The sequence below is a fragment of the Halalkalibacter suaedae genome, assembly GCF_017939705.1.
In the GTDB taxonomy this organism is placed as follows: domain Bacteria; phylum Bacillota; class Bacilli; order Bacillales; family Bacillaceae_D; genus Halalkalibacter; species Halalkalibacter suaedae.
Genome location: NZ_JAGKSQ010000007.1, coordinates 52,667 through 75,659 on the forward strand (window position 1 = coordinate 52,667; position 22,993 = coordinate 75,659).

Here is a 22,993-nt window from a genome sequence, read left to right on the forward strand (position 1 = left end):
TGTATTAGCTAAATCACTTTTGTCCGAGCCTCTTTTTGCCTGCTTATAATTCCACTTCACTCATTAAGGCATGAGTATTTCCTTCCGTATCTTTAAAAAATACCATCCATGTTTCTGTTTGGCCCATTTTCGCTACGACATGCGGTTCATCGATAAAGACAACCTCTTTACTAATTAAGTGTTCATAAGTTGTTTTAATGTCCTCTACATGAAAGTAAATAACTGAACTTGCATGGGTGAATTGATCTTTTTCGGGGAGTGATAACATGAGCCGTAATCCATTGCATTCAAAAAATGCCATGCTCTCAGTGTTAAATAAAAGAGTGAGACCTAATTTCTCTTTATAAAAATCTAATGCTCTAGTTAAATCCTTAACAGGGACACCAATTTGTCCCACTCTCTGTATTAATGTTGTTTCCACGTGCCATTTCTCCCCTCAAATAATTACTTAACATAAAATCTACTAAGCTTCTAATACTATGTTCCCTAGTTTGCTAGGAAATTCCTTCTACCAAGAAAACCTACTTTTCATCTTTCGTCTCAAAATAAATATGACAGCTTGGTTATAACATTCGCAATCTTGAGTATCTTTATTAAGTATGCTACTTTTATTATAATAAAAAGTTATTAAACCTATAAAATAATATTATATACTGATAATGGTAGGCTCAAAGACTTTCAAAAAAATGATTTCATTCACAAGGAGGACAATAATGAACAATGTTTATCAAGATGGCAAGGGGTTTGCAAAGTCCTACATACTGTCTTACACAGAAATGACTGATCAGGAGTCGAGCTTTCCTGAAGAATCCTTTAAGGAACTTGGAGAAAAGGGCTTTTTAAAGTTACTCGTACCTGAAGAATATGGTGGATATGGCAAAGGCCTTGTCGAGCATGCGGAGGCTTGTCTAGCCTTTGCAGAGACGTGTGCGACGACTGCTCTTTGTTACATGATGCATAATGTTGCCTTGATGTGTGTCCTAACGCATGGAAGTGCTGAGCTTAAGAAAAGGATTTTTGAAGATGTCGTAGAGAACGGCAAATTTCTAGCATTGGGCTACAGTGAAATTGGAACAGGAACACATTTCTACAAGCCAGAAATCACAGCAGAGGTTAAAGGTGAATACACAACGTTTAATGGCACAAAGAGTATGGTTACTTCTGCTTCGTATGCTTCTTATTATCTCGTTCTTGCACCATCTGTAGAAGAAGGGAAAATTAACAACTGGGTCATCCCTCTTGAGGAAGATGGCTTAACATTTGCAAGCTCAGATTGGCAAGGTCTTGGAATGAGGGGGAATTCGTCATGTCCAATGCACATTAATGATGTGACTTTGCACTCTTCTAACCGTATTGGAGAAGAAGGATCTGGTGAAGAGCAAGTATTCAACGTGGTAGCCCCGTTCTTCATTCTAGGATTAGGTGCCATCTATAGTGGTATTGCTGTGCATCTGTTTGACATTGTAAGCCATCATGCTGTCGACCGAAAATATCCTGATGGACGTTCACTTTCTAATATTGAGACTGTACAAGTTCATATCGGCCAAATTTATAAGCAGGCATCTGTAGCCAAAGCAATGACCTTAGATGCTGCACAAGCAGGGGCGAACGGTGATGCCGATGCACTTGCAAAGATATTGGCGGCCAGAATCAACGCATCTGAAGCTGCAATCGATTGTGGAACGCTTGCTATGAGAGTTGGAGGAGGAAAAGCCTACAATAAGGCATTACCGATTGAGAGACTTTTAAGGGATGCATATGCTGGGCAAGTTATGGCTCCAAGCACCGACGTTTTGAATGTTTGGCTTGGGAAAGCATTAACAGGTCAGATGATTCCATAAAAAAACAATGAGGAGTGAGTTAATTGAATAACGATACTATAAAAGTTGGAGCCGTCATTTATGATCCGAGGGTTACAGTGATCTGGGGGATCATAGCCGATTTTTTCAAGGAGGAAGGGCTTGAAATAGAATGTGTCTTCTATAAGGATTACGAAGTACAGGTAGACGGATTACTGAACAAGGAAATAGACATTGCCTGGAATTCTCCTCTAGCATGGTTGGACACATACTTGCGAACCGATGGGAAATGCCAGATGGGTTCGATGAGAGATACCGATAGAGACAGAAAGACTTGTATCATTGTAAGAAAAGATAGTGGCATCACAAATGCTGCTGAGTTAAAGGACAAGACGATTGGCTTTGGTGCGATCGACTCACCTCAAGCAAGACTAATCCCGATCAATCATTTACATAAAAAATATGGGCTTGAGTATGATGAAGATTACACAGAGACATTATTTAATATTGGCGTGGGTCTTCATGGCGACCACGTCGGAGGAGAGTTAGATGCTCTCAAAGCATTACTTGCAGGTACTGTAGACGCATCTGTCACACTGGATTTGAACTGGGAAGCTTGGAAGAAGGATGGCACGATTGATGAGAATCAATTGCTATGTATTGATACGACAGATGTATTTGATCATTGCATTTTCGTGGCACATCCTGATTTTTCAACGGAAAGGTTTATCGAGTGGGAGAAAGTGCTTAATAAAATGGATTACAACAATGAAGACCATCAGAAGATGATGGATATGGAAGGCCTAAAGGAATGGGTTGAAGGCAGAACGACAGGGTTTGAGCAATTGCGTGAAGCAAATGATTATCTGAAGTTCCTAAATAAGTAATTTCTAAAGAGTTGAATGAACTGTTTCTATGAAACTATTTAATTTGGAAGCAATGAAAAAGAGAAGCGTGGGTGAGCCGTTGCTTCTCTCTACCTATTTCTATCTACTTTAGGAGATGAGAAAAATGAAACGACCATTACCGCTTTTTCCTACTTCTTTAATGGGAAGCATGCCTAGATCGAAAGAAGTACTAGGTGCACTACGAAAGATGAGAAGAGGAACGATGGACCGAAATGAATTTAACAGGCTGATTGAGACGGAAACTGAAAAGGTGGTAAAGCTACAGGAGGATCTTGGGATCGATATTATCACAAGTGGAGAAATTGGACGAGATAACTATGTCTCCTTTGTATCTGATAAAATTGGTGGCGTTGAGATGATGAGCATGAGTGAAATGCTCGATTATATTGATGATAAACAAGCTTTTGAAACCATTTTGACAATGCTTGATGTTCCCGCAATCAGTATTAAAAATGCCATCTGTGTCGGTAAGCTGCAATACAAAGGTGATATTGTCGCAGATGAGCTTAGGATGATGAAGAAATTCACTGATAAACCCGTCAAGGTTACATTACCAGGTCCCTATCTCCTTACTAGATCAATGTGGCTTCCTAATCTCTCTGGTACGTTTTACGAAAGCAAGGAGGAACTCGGGCAAGATGTTATAGAGATTATGAAGCGAGAGATAGATAATCTAATCGACATCGGGGTTGACGTTATTCAGTTTGATGAACCCGTATTGACCGAGGTTGTTTTCACAGATGGAAAGCCAAGATCGTTTATGTGTGCTGCTCTTTCGGAAAGAAAGGATCCTAAGGAGGAGCTAGAATTCGCTAGTTCCTTAATTAGACAGATTATGGAGTATATTGATCGAACAAAGACCATTACGTCTCTTCATATCTGTCGAGGAAACTGGAGCAAGAATGAGAGCATATTACTCACGGGGCCCTATACACCATTGCTTGAATTATTTGCGGAGGTGGATCCTGATCTATTAACACTTGAATTCTCAACACCAAGGGCAGGTGAGTTGAACTCCTTATTGTCTGATAGAAGAATTCGTGAAAATACTGCACTTGGTTTAGGTGTGATTAATCCACGTACAGATGAAATCGAGACAACTGATTCGATTGTTTTAAGAGTGGAGGAAGCGATGAACGATCTTCCAAAGGAAAAAATATGGCTTAATCCCGACTGCGGGTTTGCAACCTTCTCTAGTAGTCCAGTTAACATACTTGAAAACATCTCCGGTAAAATCCGTTCACTAACAGACGCAGCTACAATGCTAAGGAGTAAATATGAATAACGAACCAACAGATAAAGTAGTATTACATGAGTCCAAAGTTTTTGATATGAGCTTCAGGGGAACGTCTAACGATCTCTCGTCTGTGAAGGTGTATACAAATAGAAGTAGCTTTCAGATTGAAAAACAAGTCAGTTTTGACTCCGAATATGAACAAATCAGCAGTCTAGAATACTTTGCTGGATCTGTTTTAAGTAGCATTCTATTGACGCTTTTAGAGCAGTCTAAAAAGAAAGGCTCTATTATTGAAGAAATTGAAGGAGTCTTGAATCTATCACTGGATAATCCTTTGTCGATGTTGGGGGTAAAAGGATATGACGTGGAACCTTGTATTAATAAAACAACGGTAACCGTTTATTTGTATGCTGAGCTTGAGGAAAATGAGCTTTCTGAATTTTGCACTATGGCACTCAATCATTCACCAGTGTACAATACTCTAAAGAGGTCGATGGAGCTTGAAGTGAACTTTAGGAGACTTGTGTGAAGAGCTAGATTAATAAGGTGTTTAATTAATATAAAGAGGCTGGGACGTAACTAAAGTGTCTAATTGAAATACTTAACAAAGCAGTCATGTAGCGGATGAAATATACGTAGACTCCTGCGGGATGAAAAAGCCAAGTGTGAGACCCCACAGGCGTAGCCGAGGAGGCTCACCGGCTTCCCGCGGAAAGCGAAGTATATTTCAGGAGCGGCTTATGTCCGCCAACTATCTTTGTTCGTATTTTCTATTAGTTAAATCACTTTTGTCCCAGCCTCTTATTATTCCTCTAAATCAATGATAAACGGTTCAGTATATAATTCGTTCTGTGCATAATCAGTTATATAAAACTGGTAAACATACGCACCGGCGGGAACCTCCACGTCTTCAAGAATAAGTTCATTTTCAACGATGAAGGGTTCACCTTCCATAACTCCTGCTTCATCCGTTTCTTCGTTTGTATATTCAAAAAGGGGAATAATTTCATCTCCTGGCTTAATGGTGATAAGGTTTTTATCTGGCATATTCGTGTCGGGAAGTAACCCTCTCCAGGCTCCATGAATCTCGTAATACCCACCTGCTTCCTGGCTATCATCCCAGAACCAAGATGTGATAATGCTAACGTCTTTCCCATTTAAAACAACGGGTATTGAATAACGATTGTATGCATCTGTCTCTTCCTTAACATTCAGGGAAACAAGTTGACCATTTAAACCAGGCCACCATCCTGTGAAATTATCCTCGACTATTCCTGTGTCTGGATCGTAAATAACGTTATTGTCCATCCCGAGGTGAAGAATCTCTGTCTCATTTTCATCTAAGTAATAACCTAACGTACTATAAATATGTTCAATGCTTTCGTAGTCATTTTCACTAATTTGAACGGTGAATACATCATCGTCTCCAGTAGAAAGATCTTCGATGTTAATCGTATCAGTTTCATTGCTTAAGCCGGATGTATACTCTCGGATAAACGTACCGTAATCCTCTGAAAACTCAAACTCGAAATACGTTGATAGATTCTGAGAAAAGTTTTGCTTATCCTTGAAAGGAAAATAGATTGAAAGCCCTTCACCATATTGACGAGTCTCTCCATTTACTTTATAGACAACGGCTTCTTTAATAGCTGTTAAAAGAAGATCGGCTTCAGGATAGTCCTTCGTCATATTTCTAGCAAAATGCCCTAAATCAAATAAGTCTGAATAGCCTTCATTGGCACTTCCGCCTCCGTAGCTTTCGGCTTTACTAAGACTCCCGGATATCATATTTCGATCGGACGGCGTCTGTAAGTCAGGAGTTGCTACTTCCATGAGGTCATCAAGGGCATTCAACACGGCATCTATCTTTGATAAATCGGTTACTGATAATGTCACTGTGTCATCAGTATCTTGCTCTTCGGCTTGCTCGTAAAATCCGTCGGCAATGACCTTTCCAAGGGCAGATCCATCCATAGAAGGATTCTGAATTAACCCATCTAAAATAGCGGCATAATTCCAGCCGTGTCCAGGTTCTAATTCTTCAGAAGCTACTAAATTGTTACCAAAAGGACTAACGGTGTACGCAACTTCTAAAGAGGCCATAAGACACGCATCAAAACCGATAACTTCAAATATCACCCCTGTTTGATCATAAGCATCTTGCAGAGCGGTATGTAATTCCTTTAGAGAGAGGTGGTCTAGGTCATTTACTTCATCAACACCAAACCCACCAAGAGGCCCTCCACCATGGTTCCATAGATTCAGTACATATTTTTCTGCGGGGAAATTGTGAATCGTCCAAACGATAAAATCCGTTAAGGTTTGAGGGTTTCCGATACTCTGATTCCCTATGTCTGCTAAATTGGTTAAACTGCCTTCTTCCACTTGCCATACTTGATTTTGAGTGGGGTCAATTTCTTCATTTAGCCATTGCTTTGTTCCTCCTGTTTGAACAATCACGTTTAAATTCTCACTTGAGCCAATTTCCATCATCTCATCTAAATCAGAAGAACCGGCACCATACAATTCATTGGTCTCTTCATCGACGGTGCTTTCTAAGTCTGTGCCATTTAGAAACACCATAAACGTGTAGTCCGCTTGTTCTGTTCTTATTGGTTCACTGCTAATGTCTAACGTTTTTTCTACTTTACTTATACCCTGTTCGTCATGGACGGCCGTTGTTACCTCTTCATCTGCACAGCCTGTCAAAACAAAGATGAATAGAACACTAGTCCATACCCAGCGAATATTGAATCGATCCCAACCCATTCGTTCACCTGCTTATTTTTTATAAGAAACAAGAAAATTCTATCATTTTTTCAACCAAATATGTGAAGTCTTTTATCACGTTCTATATTGAATAGAGATAGATTAAGCTTTCCGTGCCTTATTAAAGAGGTGTAATCCTATGAATCATTGAGGGAGGAACAGTTCTTGCTCTAACACATCGGCAATCCTTTTACTAGCTAGCCCATCACCATAGGGGTTACTCGCCTTACTCATTCTTTTATATTCTTCTTCATCATCAAGGAGTAATTTAAAATGATGATAGATTGTCTCCTCATCTGTGCCTACTAATTTCAACGTACCAGCGTTGATGCCTTCAGGACGTTCAGTAGTGTCCCGCATTACTAGCACAGGCTTACCTAAAGTTGGGGCTTCCTCTTGAATGCCACCACTATCAGTCAAGATTAAGTATGATCTAGAAAGGAAATTATGAAAATCAAGGACATCTAATGGCTCGATCATTCTTACTCGTTCCGTCTCTCCTAAGATTTCAAAGGCCACTTCTCTAACAGTGGGGTTCTTATGAATCGGATAAATAACCTTAATATCTGAATACTCATCGACAATTCGCTTGATGGCTTTGAACATATTTCGCATTGGTTCACCAAGGTTTTCTCTTCTATGAGCAGTAATCATAATAAGTCTGTTTTCGGCTGTCCAATCCAGTTGTTCATGAAAATAATCTTTTCTAACAGTAGTTTGGAGTGCATCGATTGCTGTATTACCAGTTACATGGATCGTTAATGGGTCTTTTCCTTCTCTGATTAGATTGGATCTAGCCATTTCTGTTGGTGCAAAATGATACTTAGCAACAATTCCCACTGCTTGACGATTGAACTCTTCAGGAAACGGTGAGTTGATCGTATACGTGCGTAAACCCGCTTCAACATGGCCAATAGGAATGTTTAAATAGAAGCAAGCTAAAGTTGTTACAAAGGTCGTAGTCGTATCGCCATGAACCAAAACCACGTTAGGCTTCACTTCCTGTAATACCGTTCTCATTCCTTCTAAAATATTGATGGTTACATCAAACAAAGTCTGTTTTTCTTTCATGATTGCTAGGTTATAGTCTGGAACGACACGGAAAGCATCCATGACTTGATTGAGCATTTCCCGATGTTGTCCAGTCACACAAACGATTGTCTTTAGTGAATTGCGGTTTTTTAGCTCTTTTACTAAAGGACACATTTTAATTGCTTCTGGACGTGTCCCGAATACGACCATTATCTTCTTTTTCACTGCAATCTCCTTTTATCTATTCTTTATAGTTTTTAAGGTTTTTCGTCGTAATCCTGTCGCGATTAAGCTTTATTTAACATATAAAACCCAATTATTTTACAGGTGGTTTCTCAAAAAAACGTTATATCCAATTATAACTAGTTAATGCTATAATTTCTCATGGTTATTTTAAAAATTATCTGAAAATGAAGTTAGAAGCGTTCTGCTTGAAGAAAAGAGGTATTGGAGTGTGAAGCAAAAATTCTGGAAAAGGATTTTTTTCATTACAGTCACAATTATTGTAGTTGTCTTGGCGACTGGTTATTTTTTGACGTTTACAGGTGAAAATATCTATCCAAATGCCAACAAGAAGCATGCGATGATTCGACTTGAAGATGTTGGACCGGGTGGAGAGTATAACAGTTTTGAAGATTTAGGAAAGTTACGAGCTGTTATGGATTACTTAGAGTCTAATCAAATTCCATTTCATGTAGCGGTTATTCCAAGGATGATAAATGTGGAAAAGGACGGGACTTGGACGGAAAAAGGAATAGATGATCCTAATCCTAATTCGTTCGTTGAGGCATTTATTCAGCTGCTTCAAAAAGCCGAGCAGCAAGGTGCTATTTTGGGGATGCATGGGTATAGCCATCAGTATGGTAGTTCTATAAATATAGATAACAATCACATTTCTGGAATCGGCTCAGAATTTGATGTGGAGGGTGCACCGGAAACGAAGAGGCCGTCATATGCAGCGGAACGAATTACGAATAGTTTAGCAGCCTTTGAAAAAGCTGGTATTCAACCGGCTTTTTGGGAGTCCCCTCATTATCAAGATACACGAGAGCAGGAGAAGGTATTTCGTTCTTATATGGGGATTTTGTATCAGCCTGATTTCTTTTCCTTACGATCCCTCAAGGATATCAATGCATATGATACAACAAATTTGTATGGACAGAGTAGCCTAGGTTCCATTTATGTACCTGCCCCGTTCAGTTATGTGACTGATGAAGCCTCCCTTGATCGAATCCTTTTAAAAGCGTCTAAAGATAATGGATTAGGTTCTTTGTTCTTTCATCCATTTTTAGAATTTCCTTTTTTAGTGGAGGTCTTAGGAACGGATGGAAAGCAGGTGATGCAGGATGGGTTACCTTTATATAAATATAGCGATGAAGATGAAAAAAACTCGTACCTTCATAGGTTGGTTGAAGGCTTCGGAAGGGAGGGATATTCTTGGAAATCACTCCATGAGGTTATTCCGTTTACCCCTGCTCATCGTGTGATTCTGCCGTTAGACTCACAACAAGAGCGTGTGTTGACTGGGGACATAACGGATGATAATCATGCAGATATGCTCGTCGTCAAGAATCGTCGTGCGATAGTGATACCAGGTAGATTCACCTTTCCTAGGAATCAACAACAGCATGCATCTGAGGTTTGGTTAGAGTATGAGTTTACTTTGGAGGATCAGGTACTTCTATTAGATTGGAATAAGGACGGCAAAGAAGACTTGGCCATTTATAATCAACAAACTGGAGAGTTGAGAGTTGGAATGGCTAAGGAAGGTCATTTTGAAATCCCAATTTCTCTTGGGAAACTACCGACTGAACTTGAGTCACTTCAAGTATTTCATTCATTTGAGGATCCTGGATTCGTTGCTAGAGAAGATGACCAAATCCTGTTTATTCATTTTCAAAATGATGAACTTGTGATTAAAAAGGAAAAGGTCTCTCGAGCGGATGACGCCGATTTATACATTGGTAGCTTTCAAAACTCAAAACAAGATGATCTGCTCTTTGTATCCCTTAAAGAACAATCTGCAGCTATTTTCCACTATCAAAGCAATGGACGCCTTTCAAAGGCTAATTCAGTCGAAGGAGTGAATTGGGCTAGGGACGCTCAATTATTAGTTGGCGATCCGGATGGAAACGGTATAAGCGATCTCATTTTGTATGATGCCAAAACAGGTATATGGCAAGAATACATGAACCAAGGAGAAGCTCAGTTTTACTTGTTGGAGAACAGCTTTGGGCCATGGGCTAAGGGAAAAGGACGAAAGGGTGTGGTCACCGATTTTGATGGTAATGGAAAAACAGATATTGCATCATATGATGAAGTCAATCAATTGATTGACATAGCTTTGTCATTTCAAAAGTGAATTCGAGAGGAAGAAAGTGTGAATGCAACAATTCTTTATAGGCATTGCTAATCTATTTCAAATTATTATTTTTTCGGTTAGTATCTATCAAATTATCATCAGTTTGGCTGGTTTTAAGAAACAGAAAGTGGACATGAGAGAAAAGCCTGCTCCAGAAAAGTCATTTGCTATTCTTGTTGCTGCTCATAATGAAGAGCAGGTTATTGCTCCTTTACTTGAAAATCTCAAAAAATTGGATTATCCCAAGGACTTATATGAAGTCATTGTCATTTGTGATAACTGTACAGACCAGACTGCAGAAATTGTAACAAAGCATGGTGTAAAGGCAATGGAAAGGTTTGACGAAGATAGAAAGGGCAAAGGCTATGCCATGGAGTGGATGTTGAATCAACTATGGCAACAGGAACGGCAATTTGATGCAATCATTGTATTTGATGCTGATAATTTAGTTAGCAAAAACTTTCTTCTTGAAATGAATCACAAGCTGATGGACGGTCACCGTGTCATCCAAAGTTATGTTGAAACAAAAAATCCCTATGATTCTTGGGTTACACTCTCATATGCGATCACATATTGGTACATTAATAGAATGTGGCAGCAAGCTAGACATAATTGGGGGATGGCAAGCACACTTGCGGGAACGGGAATGTGTTTTGAATCGAATTTACTTAAGGAAATGGGATGGGATGCCACATCGCTTACTGAAGATGTAGAGTTTACCGCTCGTTGCATTGGTAATGAGGTCTATCCAACATGGGCTAATCAAGCTATTGTATATGACGAAAAGCCGATTAAACTAATGAGCTCAGTTAGACAACGACTCCGTTGGATGAGGGGACATACAGATTGTGCACGGAGATACATGAAACCACTCTTATTACAAGCCATTCGAACACGTAGGTTTGCTCAGTTTGATGCCGTGATGTACTTGTTCCAACCAATCCGGTTCGTTTTTGTTGCAGCTGTGTGGGTGATGTCATTTCTGCAATTAGCTACACCGCTATACACACAGTTTGCATTTCTAAAGACGATACCTGATGAAGGTTGGATTATACTCAATATTGCCTTATTTCTACAATTTCCTATAGTGATGTTAATGGAAAGACGACCTTTAAAGTCTTATTGGGGACTGATCCTTTTCCCTGTATTTCAATTAACTTGGTTCCCGATTACTTTAATGGGGCTGTTCACAAGTAAGAATAAATCATGGAATCATACTATTCATACTCGTTCTATCCGCTTAGAGGATATGGAAGGATAAACAAGTTTACTAAGACTTAACGATTTAGCTAACATAGACCCTAACAAGACGAGGCTAGGACAAAAGTGATTTAACTAATAGCAAATCCGAACAATGGTGGTTGGAGGACGTAAACCGCTCCTGAAATATACTTCGCTTTCCGCGGGAAGCCGGTGAGCCTCCTCGTGCTTCGCACTGTGGGGTCTCACCTTTGGCTTTTGGGTCCCACAGGAGTCTACGTATATTTCATCCGCTTCGTGATTGCATTATTCGGTATTTCAGTTAGGTACTTTAGTTATGTCCCAACCTCGTTTTTACCTTATAGAGAAAAGAAAGACAAACTTTCACTAATCCAAACCATCTTTCGGTTTTTCTTTATGCTTTCTGTTTTTAACCTCGGTAAAAATAGTATCTGCCATCGTTGTTTGAGGTTTCGATGGTTCATTATGAGGAAGCGGCTGAGTTGATTCAATCAGCGATTTTATCATTAGAATATCCTCTTTAGTAGCATATTGTTTATCAGGCTTTAACATAAACCCTAATTGACCGTTCGCTTCAATTGTCGCCCACTGCAAATCAGAAAAATGCTGAATGTTTTGTTGTCTCATTCGTACTTCAAGCATATCGACCGTCAACCTTAGCTTCTTTAAATTACTTTCGTTTACTTGGCCATTTTCAACAACTATAAGTGATTTCCCATAAATAAACGTCTCCAGAGCATCGTATTTTAAAGCGATGGACTCAATAAAAAGAAGTGTAATAACCATTAAAAATGTAATGATCATCGTAATCCAGATATTCCTATCGCCAACAGGTTGAATAATTAATGACCCTACGGCTATCATCATCACTGTCTGAGCAACAGTAAGCTGGGAAATTGATTTTCGTCCAGCCAACCGTAAAATCAGGACTCCTCCTACAACAACGACAATCGCTTTCCATATGAAGTTTAAATCCACAAGAGGCCCCTTTCTCTAAGCATTTTCTAACTCAATTTATTAAGTCTATTAGCTATATAATTTCTATTTTTACCCATTGTTTAAAAAATATTTAAATAAAGGATTGACTACGACCAGTGTTGCATGGTAAATTTATTTCAACTTAAAAAAGTTCTATATCTAAATAAATTGCAATGGTATCTTTGAAACTTTATCATCTACTTGCTAAAGAGATCCTAGTACTCGTCGTTGCTTTTTTTTGGATATATATTTCAGTATTGAAATAAATTAAAACTAAATGGAGGAATGTTAAAATGGCAAAATGGACAGTTGATCAATCGCACTCACACATTAATTTTGAAGTAAAGCACATGATGGTATCAAAAGTAAGAGGACAATTTAATTCATACACAGCAAATGTGGAAGGTGCTGACTTAACGGACTTAACAACAGCTTCTGTTGAATTCAAGTTTGACGTAGCAAGTATCAATACAAGTAGTGAAGATCGTGATAATCACTTAAAATCAGGTGATTTCTTTGATGTAGAAACGTACCCAACAATTGATTTCAAATCAACGAACATCGCAAAAGACGGTGATGACTACAAAGTAACGGGTGACCTTACGATTAGAGACGTAACAAAATCAGTTACATTTGATGTGGAGTATGGTGGAAAAGGCAAAAACCCTTGGGGAGTAGATGTTTACGGATTCGAAGGGCAAACAAAAATTAACCGTGAAGAATTTGGTCTGACTTGGAATGCAGCACTTGAAACAGGTGGCGTTCTTGTCGGTAAAGACATTAAAATCAATGTTGAATTAGAGTTAAATCCAGCTGAATAAGTAATTTTCGTTGAAGAGGCTAGGACATAATAAAAGTGTTTAACTGAAACTCGGAATAATAGATCAGAACTGTGTTTCTACCCAGTCATGTTTATTCCGCTTTTCATTAAGTTAAACACTTTTTGTCCTGGTCTCCTAATATTTTAGCCTTCTATACCGCTAGTCAAAACCCACTCCCAAACCAAATCTATCCACGAACCCCTCATCACTCACTGCCCTCAAGCTCCAACTCATACGTATCAAATGTACAATCAGCAGTAACAATACATTGATTAAAATAGTCGTTATATTTGATTGATCCACGATAATTGACATGGCTTGGATCGCTGAAATATTTCTCATCTAATAACAGAACACTACTAGTGATTTTATCCTTATCTATCTGATTATACAGTTCAGTCATCTTACCAAATGAAAGGTTCTCAATCATTTTTCTCCCTTGAGGCATTGGTGAGAAGAAAAAATGGTAATCGATATTACTACTCTCTAATTTCTCTAGCAATCTCTTGAAATATACTTGTGTCAGCACAGGAATTTCCTGAGTCGTATATGTATGAATGTACTCACCGTAATGAATGGCATCTGCTGTGTTAATTTGATTATTAATTTCAGAGAAATCGAGTGTATCCTTTCCGAATAAAAAGAAACCTTTGTTATCTTTCAGTTTCTCGATCATTTGACCATCGCTAAGACGATTATTTAATCTTCTCCTTATACCTTCGATTAACGTTCCATTATCTTTATAAAAGTAGTCATTAAATGGGAAGGAATTGATACGTCTATACTTTTCCAATGCACTGCTATCATAGGTTGATAGATCTATTGCTTCGTCTTTCTTGGCAACGAATCGTATGAACCGTTCACCGAGTGTCGTTTGTACGTTTGTATCGTGAGAAGTCAAATTCATTGGATTAAGTTCAATGTATATTTTTTTAGGCTTAATGTCTTGTTCTAGTAACCGTTCAACAAAAAAGTAAACTGAGGGGGCCGTAGCACCCCCAACTGATAAATTAACGGTTTCGGTATTGTAATTCCTACTGAGATATGAAGGGTTTAATGCTAATGTTCGAGACGTACCAATGATTAAGTAGTCATAGCTGTAGGTGTTGATATTATCGATCATACTTGATTTTGCTTTCCATGTGGCCCGTTCTAAATCATAGACAAATTGCTGAGCTGTGTACCTCAAGCTATATGTTAAAGATAGGAAGGTTAAGAGAATAGCCAGAAAGACAATCACCCATTTTTTATCGTTCATATACACACCTCTAAAAATTAAAGTATAAAAATTCACTGACTTTGTTTAGTTGGAGAACGGCATATGTGAAAATAGCTGCTGAAAATAATAATGTTCTTATGTTTGGCTTAAAGTTCTCTTTTAGTTGGATTGAATTTTTAAAGAATAAGACCAGAGTCATCGCTATCACGATTGCGGTTAGAGAAAGGATTGTTTCTAGACTTTCGAATGTTCCGACTGTGAAATTGTTTACAGCAAACATCGCCTCTAAAACATTAATAGCGTCCTCCCAGGTTGTCGCTCGAAAGAAGACCCAGGAAATATTGATAAAGTTAAACGTAATAAACCAAGCTAGTAGTTTATTCAACTTGAAGCCAAGAGACTTCCAATAACGACTAATGAGACTTGCTAGCCCGTGAAGAAAACCCCAAAACAGAAAGGTCCAGCCAGCCCCATGCCATAATCCGCTAACTAAGAAGATAATCATAATGTTTATATACGTTCTTTTTCTTCCTTTCCGGTTTCCACCAAGTGGGATATAAATATAATGTGTTAAAAAACGACTAAGAGTAATATGCCATCTTCGCCAAAAGTCTTGGATATCTAATGCTTTGTAAGGGGAGTAGAAATTCACTGGTAATATGATGTTAAATAATAATGCAGCCCCTATTGCCATATCGGTATAGCCACTAAAATCAAAGTACAGTTGAAAGGTATAAGAAAGGGATGTAATCCACCCTTCAGTGAGGGTTAAGGCTTCTGTTTGCTCATATCCTTTTGAAGCCCAAACAGCAAATGTATCAGCAATTGCCACTTTTTTAAATAAACCAATTGAAAAGATGAAAATCCCAAGAGAAATATTCCTATAACGAACAACTTTATTTCGTAGCATTTTAAATTGAGGCATCATTTCTTTGTGATGAACAATGGGACCAGCAATCAGTTGCGGGAAGAACGTGACGAAAAGAGCATAATCTAAGAACTGATAATCCTTTGTTTCTCGTCGATATGCATCTACAAGATAAGCAATTTGCTGAAAGGTGAAAAAGCTAATAGCTAAGGGCAAGGCTAATTTCAAGAGTGCAGTATTGGTTGTAAATAATGCATTTATGTTTGTTATGAAAAAGTCTGAGTATTTGAAGTAAGCGAGTAAACCAACATTAAAAACGATACCTATTGTAAGAACTGTTTTCCTATTTATTCTGGAGTGTTCTTTAGTAAGTATTGAGCCAACTGTGTAGTTAAAGAACATTGAAAATAGGATTAAAGGTAAATATGCGACATTCCACCAACTATAGAAAAAGAGTGAGCTTCCGACTAACCATGCTTTAGATGCTAAAATGAATCTTGCTCTGTTAAGAAGAAAATAGATAATAAAAACAGCCGGTAAAAATGCAAAGATGAATTCAAAGGAATTAAAAAGCACCATTCTTCCCCATTTCATGAATTATTTCTTCTCTCTTCAGTGTATATAAGCTTCCTAAAATAGTAAATAGAATGAGAGAAAGCGCTATCATATCTCTACTAGCTATCCCCAAAAATATAAGACTTAGCTGTAATATGTTATAAATAAAGAAGAAAAAAGAAGAGGTGAAGATGTTGTCATTCAAACTAGAGAACCCCTATGGAGAAAATCAGACACTTGAAACAGTTATACTTAATAAGAGAAGCATAGTTGTCTTTGTCAGATACCCTGGTTGACCGGTTTGTCGCCAGCTACTTACGCAGTTGCGTAAGCATTATAGCGAAATGACGAAAACTGGCTATCAATTAATTGTTGTAGCTCCAGCGAGTGGCGACTTCTTGAAGCAGTTTGATCAAGCATTTGGGCCTTTCCCGTACCCTATTTACGGTGATCCAACTAAATATTTATACCGTAAAATGGGACATCAGTCGATGCCGAAGTGGAAGTTGTTGATGCAAGCAGGAATAGGATTTATCAAAAATGGTAAGAAAGCTTTCATGCCTGATAATACAAGACAAAGAGAGCTTGTCAAAACGGCAATGAAGTCTCAAGATATTTATATTCAGGGTGGTACATGGATATTTAATGAAAATGGCAAAGTTGTCTGGAGTCATATTGATACAGAGCCCGAAAATCATGCTTCAATTCATGACCTTCTAACTATCATTAAAAAATAGTAAGTATTAGTATGGATGTAATATAGAAGCAATAAGTTACTAGTTGACAGAATAGTAGAAAGTAAAAAATATTGAAACGTGTGCCTAGACTGAGGACGAATCTTAGAAAGTGTACTAATGAATGAACTTGTAAATGTAAATAGTAAGCCGCTGAAGGGGATACACCTCTTTTTCAGCGGCCTTTTGAGTTTATGAATGCTTCATGCTTATGAAACCTTAAATTGACTAATTTCAACATTCAAGTCATCAGCTAATTGGTATAAGTCTTTTGATGACTCTGAAACAAGCTCGGTCGATGCAAGCTGCTCCTGGCCAGAGGCTGAGATTTCCTCCGTACTCGCAGCGAAATCCTCGGCTGTATTAGCCATGTTTTGAATCTGGTTTGAGATGGTCTTTGATTTTTCATTTATTGTATCAATGGCAATGGCTGTATGCTTAAAGCTATCTACAATATTATCGTACGTGATTTTTATTTTGCTAAATGCTGATTCTGTTATTTTGAGTGCATCCTTTTGTTCCTGAATCAAGGAACTTGAGGTACTAATATTTGTAACAGCAGCATTTGATTTCTCAGTTGTTGTGACAATTAATTCAGTAATTTCCTTTGCTGATTTTGAAGACTGCTCAGCTAATTTTCTAATTTCCTTCGCAACAACTGCAAATCCTCTCCCTGCATCTCCGGCTCGACTAGCTTCGATCGAGGCATTTAATGCTAGCAAATTCGTTTGTTCAGAGATTGAGGTACAATGCCACTAACATTTTCGATGACCTCACTTAGCTCTTTAATGGATTGATTAGCTTCAGTAGAAACATTAATATTTTGATCCATTTTTATAATTTGTAAATCAATTGTCTTTTGTCCCTCGATCACGGCATCAAGTGAAGCAACTGCCTGATCAGCACCTGATGAAGCTTCATCCGTGATATGTTCAATAAGCTTTACCATCTCTAACAGCGATTCATTAATATCATTAATGGTTTCTGATTGCTCGTTATTACCAATCGCAATACTATCAATTGTTGAGACAACCTGACCGATCGAAATGGCGTTTTCTTCTGTTCTTTTTGTTAAGTCATTAGAATGAGTGGTGACTGTTGATGAAATGTCCTGTAGTCTCATGACCATCTCCCTCAGTACCTTTCTTGTTTCCCTGAAAGCCAAAGCCATCTGTCCTATTTCGTCTTTTGTCATTACTTTCTCTATAGCTTGTTCATGATCCTCACGTAAATCGAGCTTGGATGTTCTTTCAACAATATCAGTCATTGTTAAAATAGGTTTTGAAATTATTTTTCCTAATATATATGAAAGAATAACTCCAATTACTAATGAAATAGCTAACCCAATTAAAATAGGAGTTGGAAGAAGGAAGCCTCCTTGTACTGTAGCTACGGCATCAGTAGTCTCTTCAATAGGTGCCGTCGCAGTCCCGCCCCTCATAACTAATGAACCAATGACATTAATGGATGCAACAATAATTGAATTAATTAATGATAAAAGAATAATTTTAGTAGAAATCTTAGTGTTTGTTTCCTCCAAGTAAGTAGATTAATTAAGTGAATAAGTCGAATTTAGATTGTATATAGTCCTTCTTTTAGATTGCAATGAACTGATTTTGCTATCTCGCTCTAATACGTTAAAAAAGGCATCAACAACGTATGGATCAAACTGTGTACTCTTATGCTGTTGAAGTTCATCAAGAACCGAGGTCCAGTCTGCCTGTGTTCGGTAATTTCTTCTTGATGTCATTGCGTCAAAAGCATCTGCGACAGCCATAATTCTAGCTTCAAGTGGTATTGCATTCCCCTTTAAACCATGAGGATAGCCAGTACCATCGAATCGCTCATGATGATATTGGATCATGTTTAAGATGCCGCTCTGTTTAAAACGATGGATATGCTTAACTAAATTAAAGCCTATGACGGGGTGCTGCTTAATCTGATCATACTCTTGATCAGTTAATGCAGATGGTTTGTTTAAAACGGCTTCTGGAATGCCAATTTTTCCAATATCATGAAGCAGGCCACCATAATAAATATTTTCACAAACTCTTCTCGGAAGCTTCATTTCTAGTGCGATCTTTTTTGAGTAATCTGCGACATTTTGAGAGTGAAATGCTGTGTATTCATCTCTTGAGTCTAGTGATTTTGCTAAACTATTAATAAGGTCAATTGTGCTTTTTTTCTCATTAAAATATTTTTCAAGCAATGTCACAATAAAAGCGGCAGTCACAAATGATGTGAACCAATGAAAGAAAAACATATGTAGATTCATATGTGAAAAATTCGGCTCACCTAGAAGGGCAATAAAGCCACTAGAGATCGCTTGGATCGATAGCTTCCGAAATGACAATGCAGAAAACGTTAAGATAATAAGATTAATTCCAAAGCTCAAATCTCTGTTATCAAAGAATTGGTTAGCATAGAAGTAGATAGGAATCATCAGAAGAAATAACCAACGGTAAATATATGTTTTTTCTATTAGTAAAGATAATCTGGATTTCAATCAGGCTCGACTCCTTTGAAGTGGTTTCCTATTAGTAATATAGGTTGCAAACCTTAAAAGAACCTTAAGCCAATATTTAGGATGCCGATTCAAACTAATCATGTTTGCTCATTTATTAATTGGGGTAACTGGTAGTAGTGAGGATTTATTTTTAAGAAGGAGGATGAATAATGAGCGATAAGCGTCGAGTTAACCAAAGTAGTAAAGAAGAACAATTGGACAAGTTCACAGTAGATGATCAAGGAAAAGATCTGACGACGAATCAAGGCTTGAAGGTGTCTGAAGATGAATTTTCTTTGAAAGCTGGTGAACGTGGCCCGACTTTAATGGAAGACTTCCATTTCCGTGAAAAAATGACTCATTTTGACCATGAACGAATCCCTGAACGGATTGTCCATGCACGTGGTTATGCTGCTCATGGTGAGTTTGAAGTGTATGAGTCAATGAAAGAATATACGAAGGCAGGGTTTTTACAGGATCCTAACAAAAAAACACCAGTTTTTGTTCGGTTTTCAACCGTTGCTGGTTCACGTGGGTCTGGCGAACTAGCAAGAGATGCCCGTGGCTTCTCTACAAAATTTTATACAGAGGAAGGCAATTATGACTTAGTTGGTAATAATATTCCTGTCTTTTTCATTCAAGATGCGATCAAATTTCCTGATTTGGTTCATGCCCTTAAGCCTGAGCCACATAATGAAATGCCACAAGCGGCTTCTGCTCATGATACCTTTTGGGATTTCATTGCAAACAATCAAGAATCAGCTCATATGATTATGTGGGCAATGTCAGATCGTGCGATACCGAGGAGCTTTCGAATGATGGAAGGCTTTGGGGTTCATACATTTCGCTTTGTGAATGAAGAAGGTAGAGCTCATTTTGTGAAATTCCATTGGAAGCCTGTTCTTGGAACCCATTCTGTCGTTTGGGATGAGGCTCAAAAGCTTAACGGGAAAGACCCTGACTTCCATCGTCGCGACCTATGGGAAGCAATTGAAAACGGCGATTATCCAGAATATGAATTAGGTGTGCAAATTCTAGCTGAGGAAGATGAATTTAAGTTTGATTTTGATATTCTAGATCCGACGAAGCTTTGGCCAGAGGAAGACATCCCGGTCAAACGTATTGGAAAGATGACATTAAATCGTAATGTTGATAATGTATTTGCTGAAACGGAGCAAGTTGCCTTTCACCCAGGTCACGTCGTACCAGGAATTGATTTCTCAAATGATCCATTACTACAAGGGCGCTTATTCTCTTATACAGATACACAATTAATTCGTCTCGGTGGGCCGAATTTTCATGAGTTACCAATTAACCGTCCTGTCTGTCCGTTCCATAACAATCAGCGTGATGGATATGGTCGTCAAACAATTAACAAGGGACCGGTTAGCTATCACCAAAATTCTCTAGCAAATAATACACCAAGACCAGTAAGTGAGGCTGAGGGTGGTTATAAGCATTATCAAGAGAAAATGGAAGGTCATAAAGTAAGGGCTCGAAGCCAAAGCTTTGAAGATCACTTTTCTCAAGCGACTTTGTTCTGGAATAGCATGAGTGAAACTGAGAAAGGCCATATTATTCAAGCCTTCAGTTTCGAGCTTGGTAAAGTGAAGAGCAAATCCGTACAGCAACAAGTAGTGGATATGTTTGGACATGTTAGTAATAGACTTGCGACAACGGTTGCTGAAGCAATTGGGGCAACACCACCACAGGTAGAGGATAGTGGGGTAACCAAAGCATCGGCTGCTTTAAGTCAGCTGAATACGAAGATGAAGCCAGCTACTCGTAAGGTTGCGGTTCTTATTGATCACGACTTTGATGAGAGTGTTGTTAATCCAGTGTTGGAGAACTTAAAGGATGTTGGAGCACAGCCCGAGTTTGTAAGTGGAAAGTTAGGAATGGTAAAAGGAAGTAATGGGAAAGAGATTGAAATTAATCATACGTTACTAACTGCAGATTCTGTATTGTTCGATGCTATTTATATCGTTGGTCCATTTAACGAGAACAGTACCTTTTACAAGCAAACCTTACCGTTTGTTAAAGAAGCTTATACACACTTCAAACCAATTGGTGCAACAGAAGAAGGTAAAAGCATACTTATCTCAAACCAAATTGAGCAGGGCCAAGGTGTAATTTACGGCCTAGAGCAAAAGGAATTCTCAGAGAAGTTTATTGATGCAATTTCTGCACATAGACATTGGGATCGTCAAGTCGTTTAAATATTGAGAAGGGTGACTCAGGGCAATGCTTTTTGAGTCACCCTTCTTTTCTATCTCTTACTTGTTTGTGCTATGCTGTTTATTTGGTAATTTACGATTTGCGTGGGCTTTCCCTTGGCGTTTTTCGTTTTGCTTAGCTTTTTGCTGATCTTCATGTAACTTCTCAACAAATTCATGAGTATCCATTAGAAACCCTCCTTCGAAATCATTCATTGTTAATTTCCCTCAAAAATCATCGTCAATGCATGTAAGTAACTGGAATCGATTGAAGTGAGTGATTATTACAAAATGATTCATACTAGGAGTAACAAAGATCAAATCAAATACCAGACTTATGCTGTGAAATTACCGTCATAGCTTAGCATGATTGCTGACTTTACTCCGTCTATTGTTGAAATATGGTTAATAAAGTCCATGTCGGCTTCCTTTACTCTAATTTCGTAAGTGACTTCATAGTCATCACCTGGCATCACTGATTTTGATTTTATGACATGTTTTTTTGTGTGGCCTGAGACAACGTGCTGTAATGAGTTTTCAACGGAAATATCTTCATATTTAATAACAAGCAAATAGGGATTTTCAATTGTAATTTTATTAATAAAGATGATAAAAACAAGTCCAATTAAGATTGATCCAACAATGGCTAGTGGAATGAAGCCAGCTCCGCATAGAATTCCTGCAACAATTGCCCAAAACATATAGACGATATCAATCGGATCTTTAATTGGTGTGCGAAAGCGGACAATCGACAGGGCTCCAACCATCCCGAGTGAAAGCAAAACATTCGATGAGATTCCCATAATAATTAAGGCAGTAGCCATAGTCATAATAATTAACGAAATATTATACGTATGGGAATAGATGACTCCTGAGAATGTCTTTTTATATACAAAATAAACGAACAATCCGACTACAAATGCCACTAGTAATCCAATCAGTGAATCAACAATTGAAAAGCTACTCGTTTTCTCTAAAATACTTGATTTGAAAATATCATTAAAATTTATACTATCCATTTTCATTTCCTCCAGTAGATGATCGTCTTTAATCTGAATTAAGTATTAACCGTACATTCGGCTTATTTGGTATTTTGAATACGTTCCAAGACGTCTGTCTCCTACCTGTAATAGCTGCTTAATGATAGTTGGAATATATTCATCGAATTTCACCTCAAGAATGACGATATCGGAGTTCGTTTCCACCATAGCCAAATCAGGGTTAAGTACGTCATTATTACGAAAGCTTGTTTTAATCGAACTATCAAAGGTGACACGGACATTCCCATACTTGTAAATGAAAACTTCCCGTTCATAATCAACAACAGTAATTGGCTTAATCTGGTATAAACTCATTTGATAATATAATTCTTGAATAAGTGGTCTTGAATCAAACTCCATCCAATCGATATGACCACTTCTCATTTGTTCATACTCAGCAGCTGTAATTCGGCAATTTTGCTTATACGTTAAGTTATTACGCTTGCTCTTTTTTTCTAAGTTCATATAGGACGTATTTAAATCATAGAGTCGTACTCGAAACTTATCTCGTTCGTAAAAGCCTTCTTTCTTTTGGGTAAGGACCTTATTATCGAAGTTATCGAAGTAGACACTTCGGATTAAATAGGTTCCTTTACTATTAGCATGTGGATCCAAGTCCATATAATGTTTCAGCTTATTTCTAAGTAGATAACAATCCATTTTTGAGATCTCATGCTTTAATTCTCTGCGTCCTTTCAAACCAGTTAAACTACTCATATGCGGAAGCC

At 38.1% G+C, this 22,993-nt stretch carries 21 protein-coding genes; 9 read left to right on the forward strand and 12 right to left on the reverse strand.

Annotation, left to right across the window (positions count from 1 at the left end; all coding sequences use genetic code 11):
- Nucleotides 1-43 precede the first annotated feature (43 nt).
- Nucleotides 44-421, reverse strand: coding sequence for a VOC family protein (locus tag J7W16_RS16070; RefSeq protein WP_210598497.1), 378 nt, complete (start codon nucleotides 419-421; stop codon nucleotides 44-46).
- A 292-nt stretch (nucleotides 422-713) separates the two neighbouring features.
- Here J7W16_RS16070 and J7W16_RS16075 point away from each other — a divergent pair, with 292 nt between their 5' ends.
- From J7W16_RS16075 to J7W16_RS16090, 4 genes are all read left to right on the forward strand, one after another.
- Nucleotides 714-1,841, forward strand: coding sequence for an acyl-CoA dehydrogenase family protein (locus tag J7W16_RS16075; RefSeq protein WP_210598498.1), 1,128 nt, complete (start codon nucleotides 714-716; stop codon nucleotides 1,839-1,841).
- A gap of 23 nt (nucleotides 1,842-1,864) precedes the next feature.
- Nucleotides 1,865-2,686 (forward strand): phosphate/phosphite/phosphonate ABC transporter substrate-binding protein, encoded by an 822-nt coding sequence (locus tag J7W16_RS16080; protein ID WP_210598499.1) that lies wholly within the window; start codon nucleotides 1,865-1,867, stop codon nucleotides 2,684-2,686.
- A 124-nt stretch (nucleotides 2,687-2,810) separates the two neighbouring features.
- On the forward strand, nucleotides 2,811-3,992 hold the full coding sequence (locus J7W16_RS16085; protein ID WP_210598500.1) for a cobalamin-independent methionine synthase II family protein: 1,182 nt from the start codon (nucleotides 2,811-2,813) through the stop codon (nucleotides 3,990-3,992).
- Nucleotides 3,985-4,473: an OsmC family protein gene (locus tag J7W16_RS16090; RefSeq protein ID WP_210598501.1), complete on the forward strand. Its 489-nt coding sequence runs from the start codon at nucleotides 3,985-3,987 to the stop codon at nucleotides 4,471-4,473. Before J7W16_RS16085 ends, J7W16_RS16090 begins: the two co-directional genes overlap by 8 nt.
- Before the next feature lie 275 nt (nucleotides 4,474-4,748).
- On the opposite strand, the gene J7W16_RS16095 is transcribed toward J7W16_RS16090, so the two are convergent.
- Entirely contained in the window at nucleotides 4,749-6,713 is a 1,965-nt protein-coding gene (locus tag J7W16_RS16095) for a clostripain-related cysteine peptidase (RefSeq protein ID WP_210598502.1), read from the reverse strand.
- Between the two features lie 144 nt (nucleotides 6,714-6,857).
- A complete protein-coding gene (wecB, locus tag J7W16_RS16100; RefSeq protein ID WP_210598641.1) occupies nucleotides 6,858-7,955 on the reverse strand; it encodes a non-hydrolyzing UDP-N-acetylglucosamine 2-epimerase in 1,098 nt (365 codons plus the stop codon).
- A 244-nt stretch (nucleotides 7,956-8,199) separates the two neighbouring features.
- Here wecB and J7W16_RS16105 point away from each other — a divergent pair, with 244 nt between their 5' ends.
- Both J7W16_RS16105 and J7W16_RS16110 read left to right on the forward strand, forming a co-directional pair.
- Nucleotides 8,200-10,107, forward strand: a complete 1,908-nt coding sequence (locus tag J7W16_RS16105; protein ID WP_210598503.1) for a DUF2334 domain-containing protein — start codon at nucleotides 8,200-8,202, stop codon at nucleotides 10,105-10,107.
- Nucleotides 10,108-10,129: 22 nt separating this feature from the next.
- The gene (locus tag J7W16_RS16110) at nucleotides 10,130-11,368 is read left to right on the forward strand and encodes a glycosyltransferase family 2 protein (RefSeq protein ID WP_210598504.1); all 1,239 of its coding nucleotides are present in this window, start codon (nucleotides 10,130-10,132) and stop codon (nucleotides 11,366-11,368) included.
- Nucleotides 11,369-11,694: 326 nt separating this feature from the next.
- Here J7W16_RS16110 and J7W16_RS16115 read toward each other — a convergent pair whose 3' ends face one another.
- Complete coding sequence (locus tag J7W16_RS16115) at nucleotides 11,695-12,306, reverse strand: DUF421 domain-containing protein (RefSeq protein ID WP_210598505.1); 612 nt, start codon at nucleotides 12,304-12,306, stop codon at nucleotides 11,695-11,697.
- A gap of 293 nt (nucleotides 12,307-12,599) precedes the next feature.
- On the opposite strand from J7W16_RS16115, the gene J7W16_RS16120 reads away from it, so the two are divergent.
- Nucleotides 12,600-13,127, forward strand: a complete 528-nt coding sequence (locus J7W16_RS16120) for a YceI family protein (protein ID WP_210598506.1) — start codon at nucleotides 12,600-12,602, stop codon at nucleotides 13,125-13,127.
- A 205-nt stretch (nucleotides 13,128-13,332) separates the two neighbouring features.
- On the opposite strand, the gene J7W16_RS16125 is transcribed toward J7W16_RS16120, so the two are convergent.
- Together J7W16_RS16125 and J7W16_RS16130 are read right to left on the reverse strand one after the other, a co-directional pair.
- Entirely contained in the window at nucleotides 13,333-14,385 is a 1,053-nt protein-coding gene (locus J7W16_RS16125; RefSeq protein ID WP_210598507.1) for a DUF1574 family protein, read from the reverse strand.
- A gap of 10 nt (nucleotides 14,386-14,395) precedes the next feature.
- The gene (locus tag J7W16_RS16130) at nucleotides 14,396-15,790 is read right to left on the reverse strand and encodes an MBOAT family O-acyltransferase (RefSeq protein ID WP_210598642.1); all 1,395 of its coding nucleotides are present in this window, start codon (nucleotides 15,788-15,790) and stop codon (nucleotides 14,396-14,398) included.
- 302 nt (nucleotides 15,791-16,092) lie between these two features.
- On the opposite strand from J7W16_RS16130, the gene J7W16_RS16135 reads away from it, so the two are divergent.
- Complete coding sequence (locus J7W16_RS16135) at nucleotides 16,093-16,506, forward strand: peroxiredoxin-like family protein (protein WP_210598508.1); 414 nt, start codon at nucleotides 16,093-16,095, stop codon at nucleotides 16,504-16,506.
- Between the two features lie 206 nt (nucleotides 16,507-16,712).
- Here the strand turns inward: J7W16_RS16135 and J7W16_RS21990 are convergent, their stop codons facing one another.
- From J7W16_RS21990 to J7W16_RS16145, 3 genes are read right to left on the reverse strand one after another with little or no spacing between them, the layout of a single operon-like run.
- Complete coding sequence (locus J7W16_RS21990; protein ID WP_246880061.1) at nucleotides 16,713-17,225, reverse strand: methyl-accepting chemotaxis protein; 513 nt, start codon at nucleotides 17,223-17,225, stop codon at nucleotides 16,713-16,715.
- A complete protein-coding gene (locus J7W16_RS21995; protein ID WP_246880062.1) occupies nucleotides 17,219-18,043 on the reverse strand; it encodes a HAMP domain-containing protein in 825 nt (274 codons plus the stop codon). Before J7W16_RS21995 ends, J7W16_RS21990 begins: the two co-directional genes overlap by 7 nt.
- 9 nt (nucleotides 18,044-18,052) lie before the next feature.
- Complete coding sequence (locus J7W16_RS16145; RefSeq protein ID WP_246880063.1) at nucleotides 18,053-19,009, reverse strand: HD-GYP domain-containing protein; 957 nt, start codon at nucleotides 19,007-19,009, stop codon at nucleotides 18,053-18,055.
- A 170-nt stretch (nucleotides 19,010-19,179) separates the two neighbouring features.
- On the opposite strand from J7W16_RS16145, the gene J7W16_RS16150 reads away from it, so the two are divergent.
- Nucleotides 19,180-21,228, forward strand: coding sequence for a catalase (locus tag J7W16_RS16150; protein ID WP_210598509.1), 2,049 nt, complete (start codon nucleotides 19,180-19,182; stop codon nucleotides 21,226-21,228).
- A 57-nt stretch (nucleotides 21,229-21,285) separates the two neighbouring features.
- On the opposite strand, the gene J7W16_RS16155 is transcribed toward J7W16_RS16150, so the two are convergent.
- The 3 genes from J7W16_RS16155 to J7W16_RS16165 form a co-directional block, all read right to left on the reverse strand.
- The gene (locus J7W16_RS16155; protein ID WP_210598510.1) at nucleotides 21,286-21,414 is read right to left on the reverse strand and encodes a DUF4023 domain-containing protein; all 129 of its coding nucleotides are present in this window, start codon (nucleotides 21,412-21,414) and stop codon (nucleotides 21,286-21,288) included.
- Nucleotides 21,415-21,560: 146 nt separating this feature from the next.
- Complete coding sequence (locus J7W16_RS16160) at nucleotides 21,561-22,244, reverse strand: DUF4956 domain-containing protein (RefSeq protein ID WP_210598511.1); 684 nt, start codon at nucleotides 22,242-22,244, stop codon at nucleotides 21,561-21,563.
- Nucleotides 22,245-22,289: 45 nt separating this feature from the next.
- Nucleotides 22,290-22,982: a polyphosphate polymerase domain-containing protein gene (locus J7W16_RS16165; RefSeq protein WP_210598512.1), complete on the reverse strand. Its 693-nt coding sequence runs from the start codon at nucleotides 22,980-22,982 to the stop codon at nucleotides 22,290-22,292.
- Between the last annotated feature and the right edge of the window lie 11 nt (nucleotides 22,983-22,993).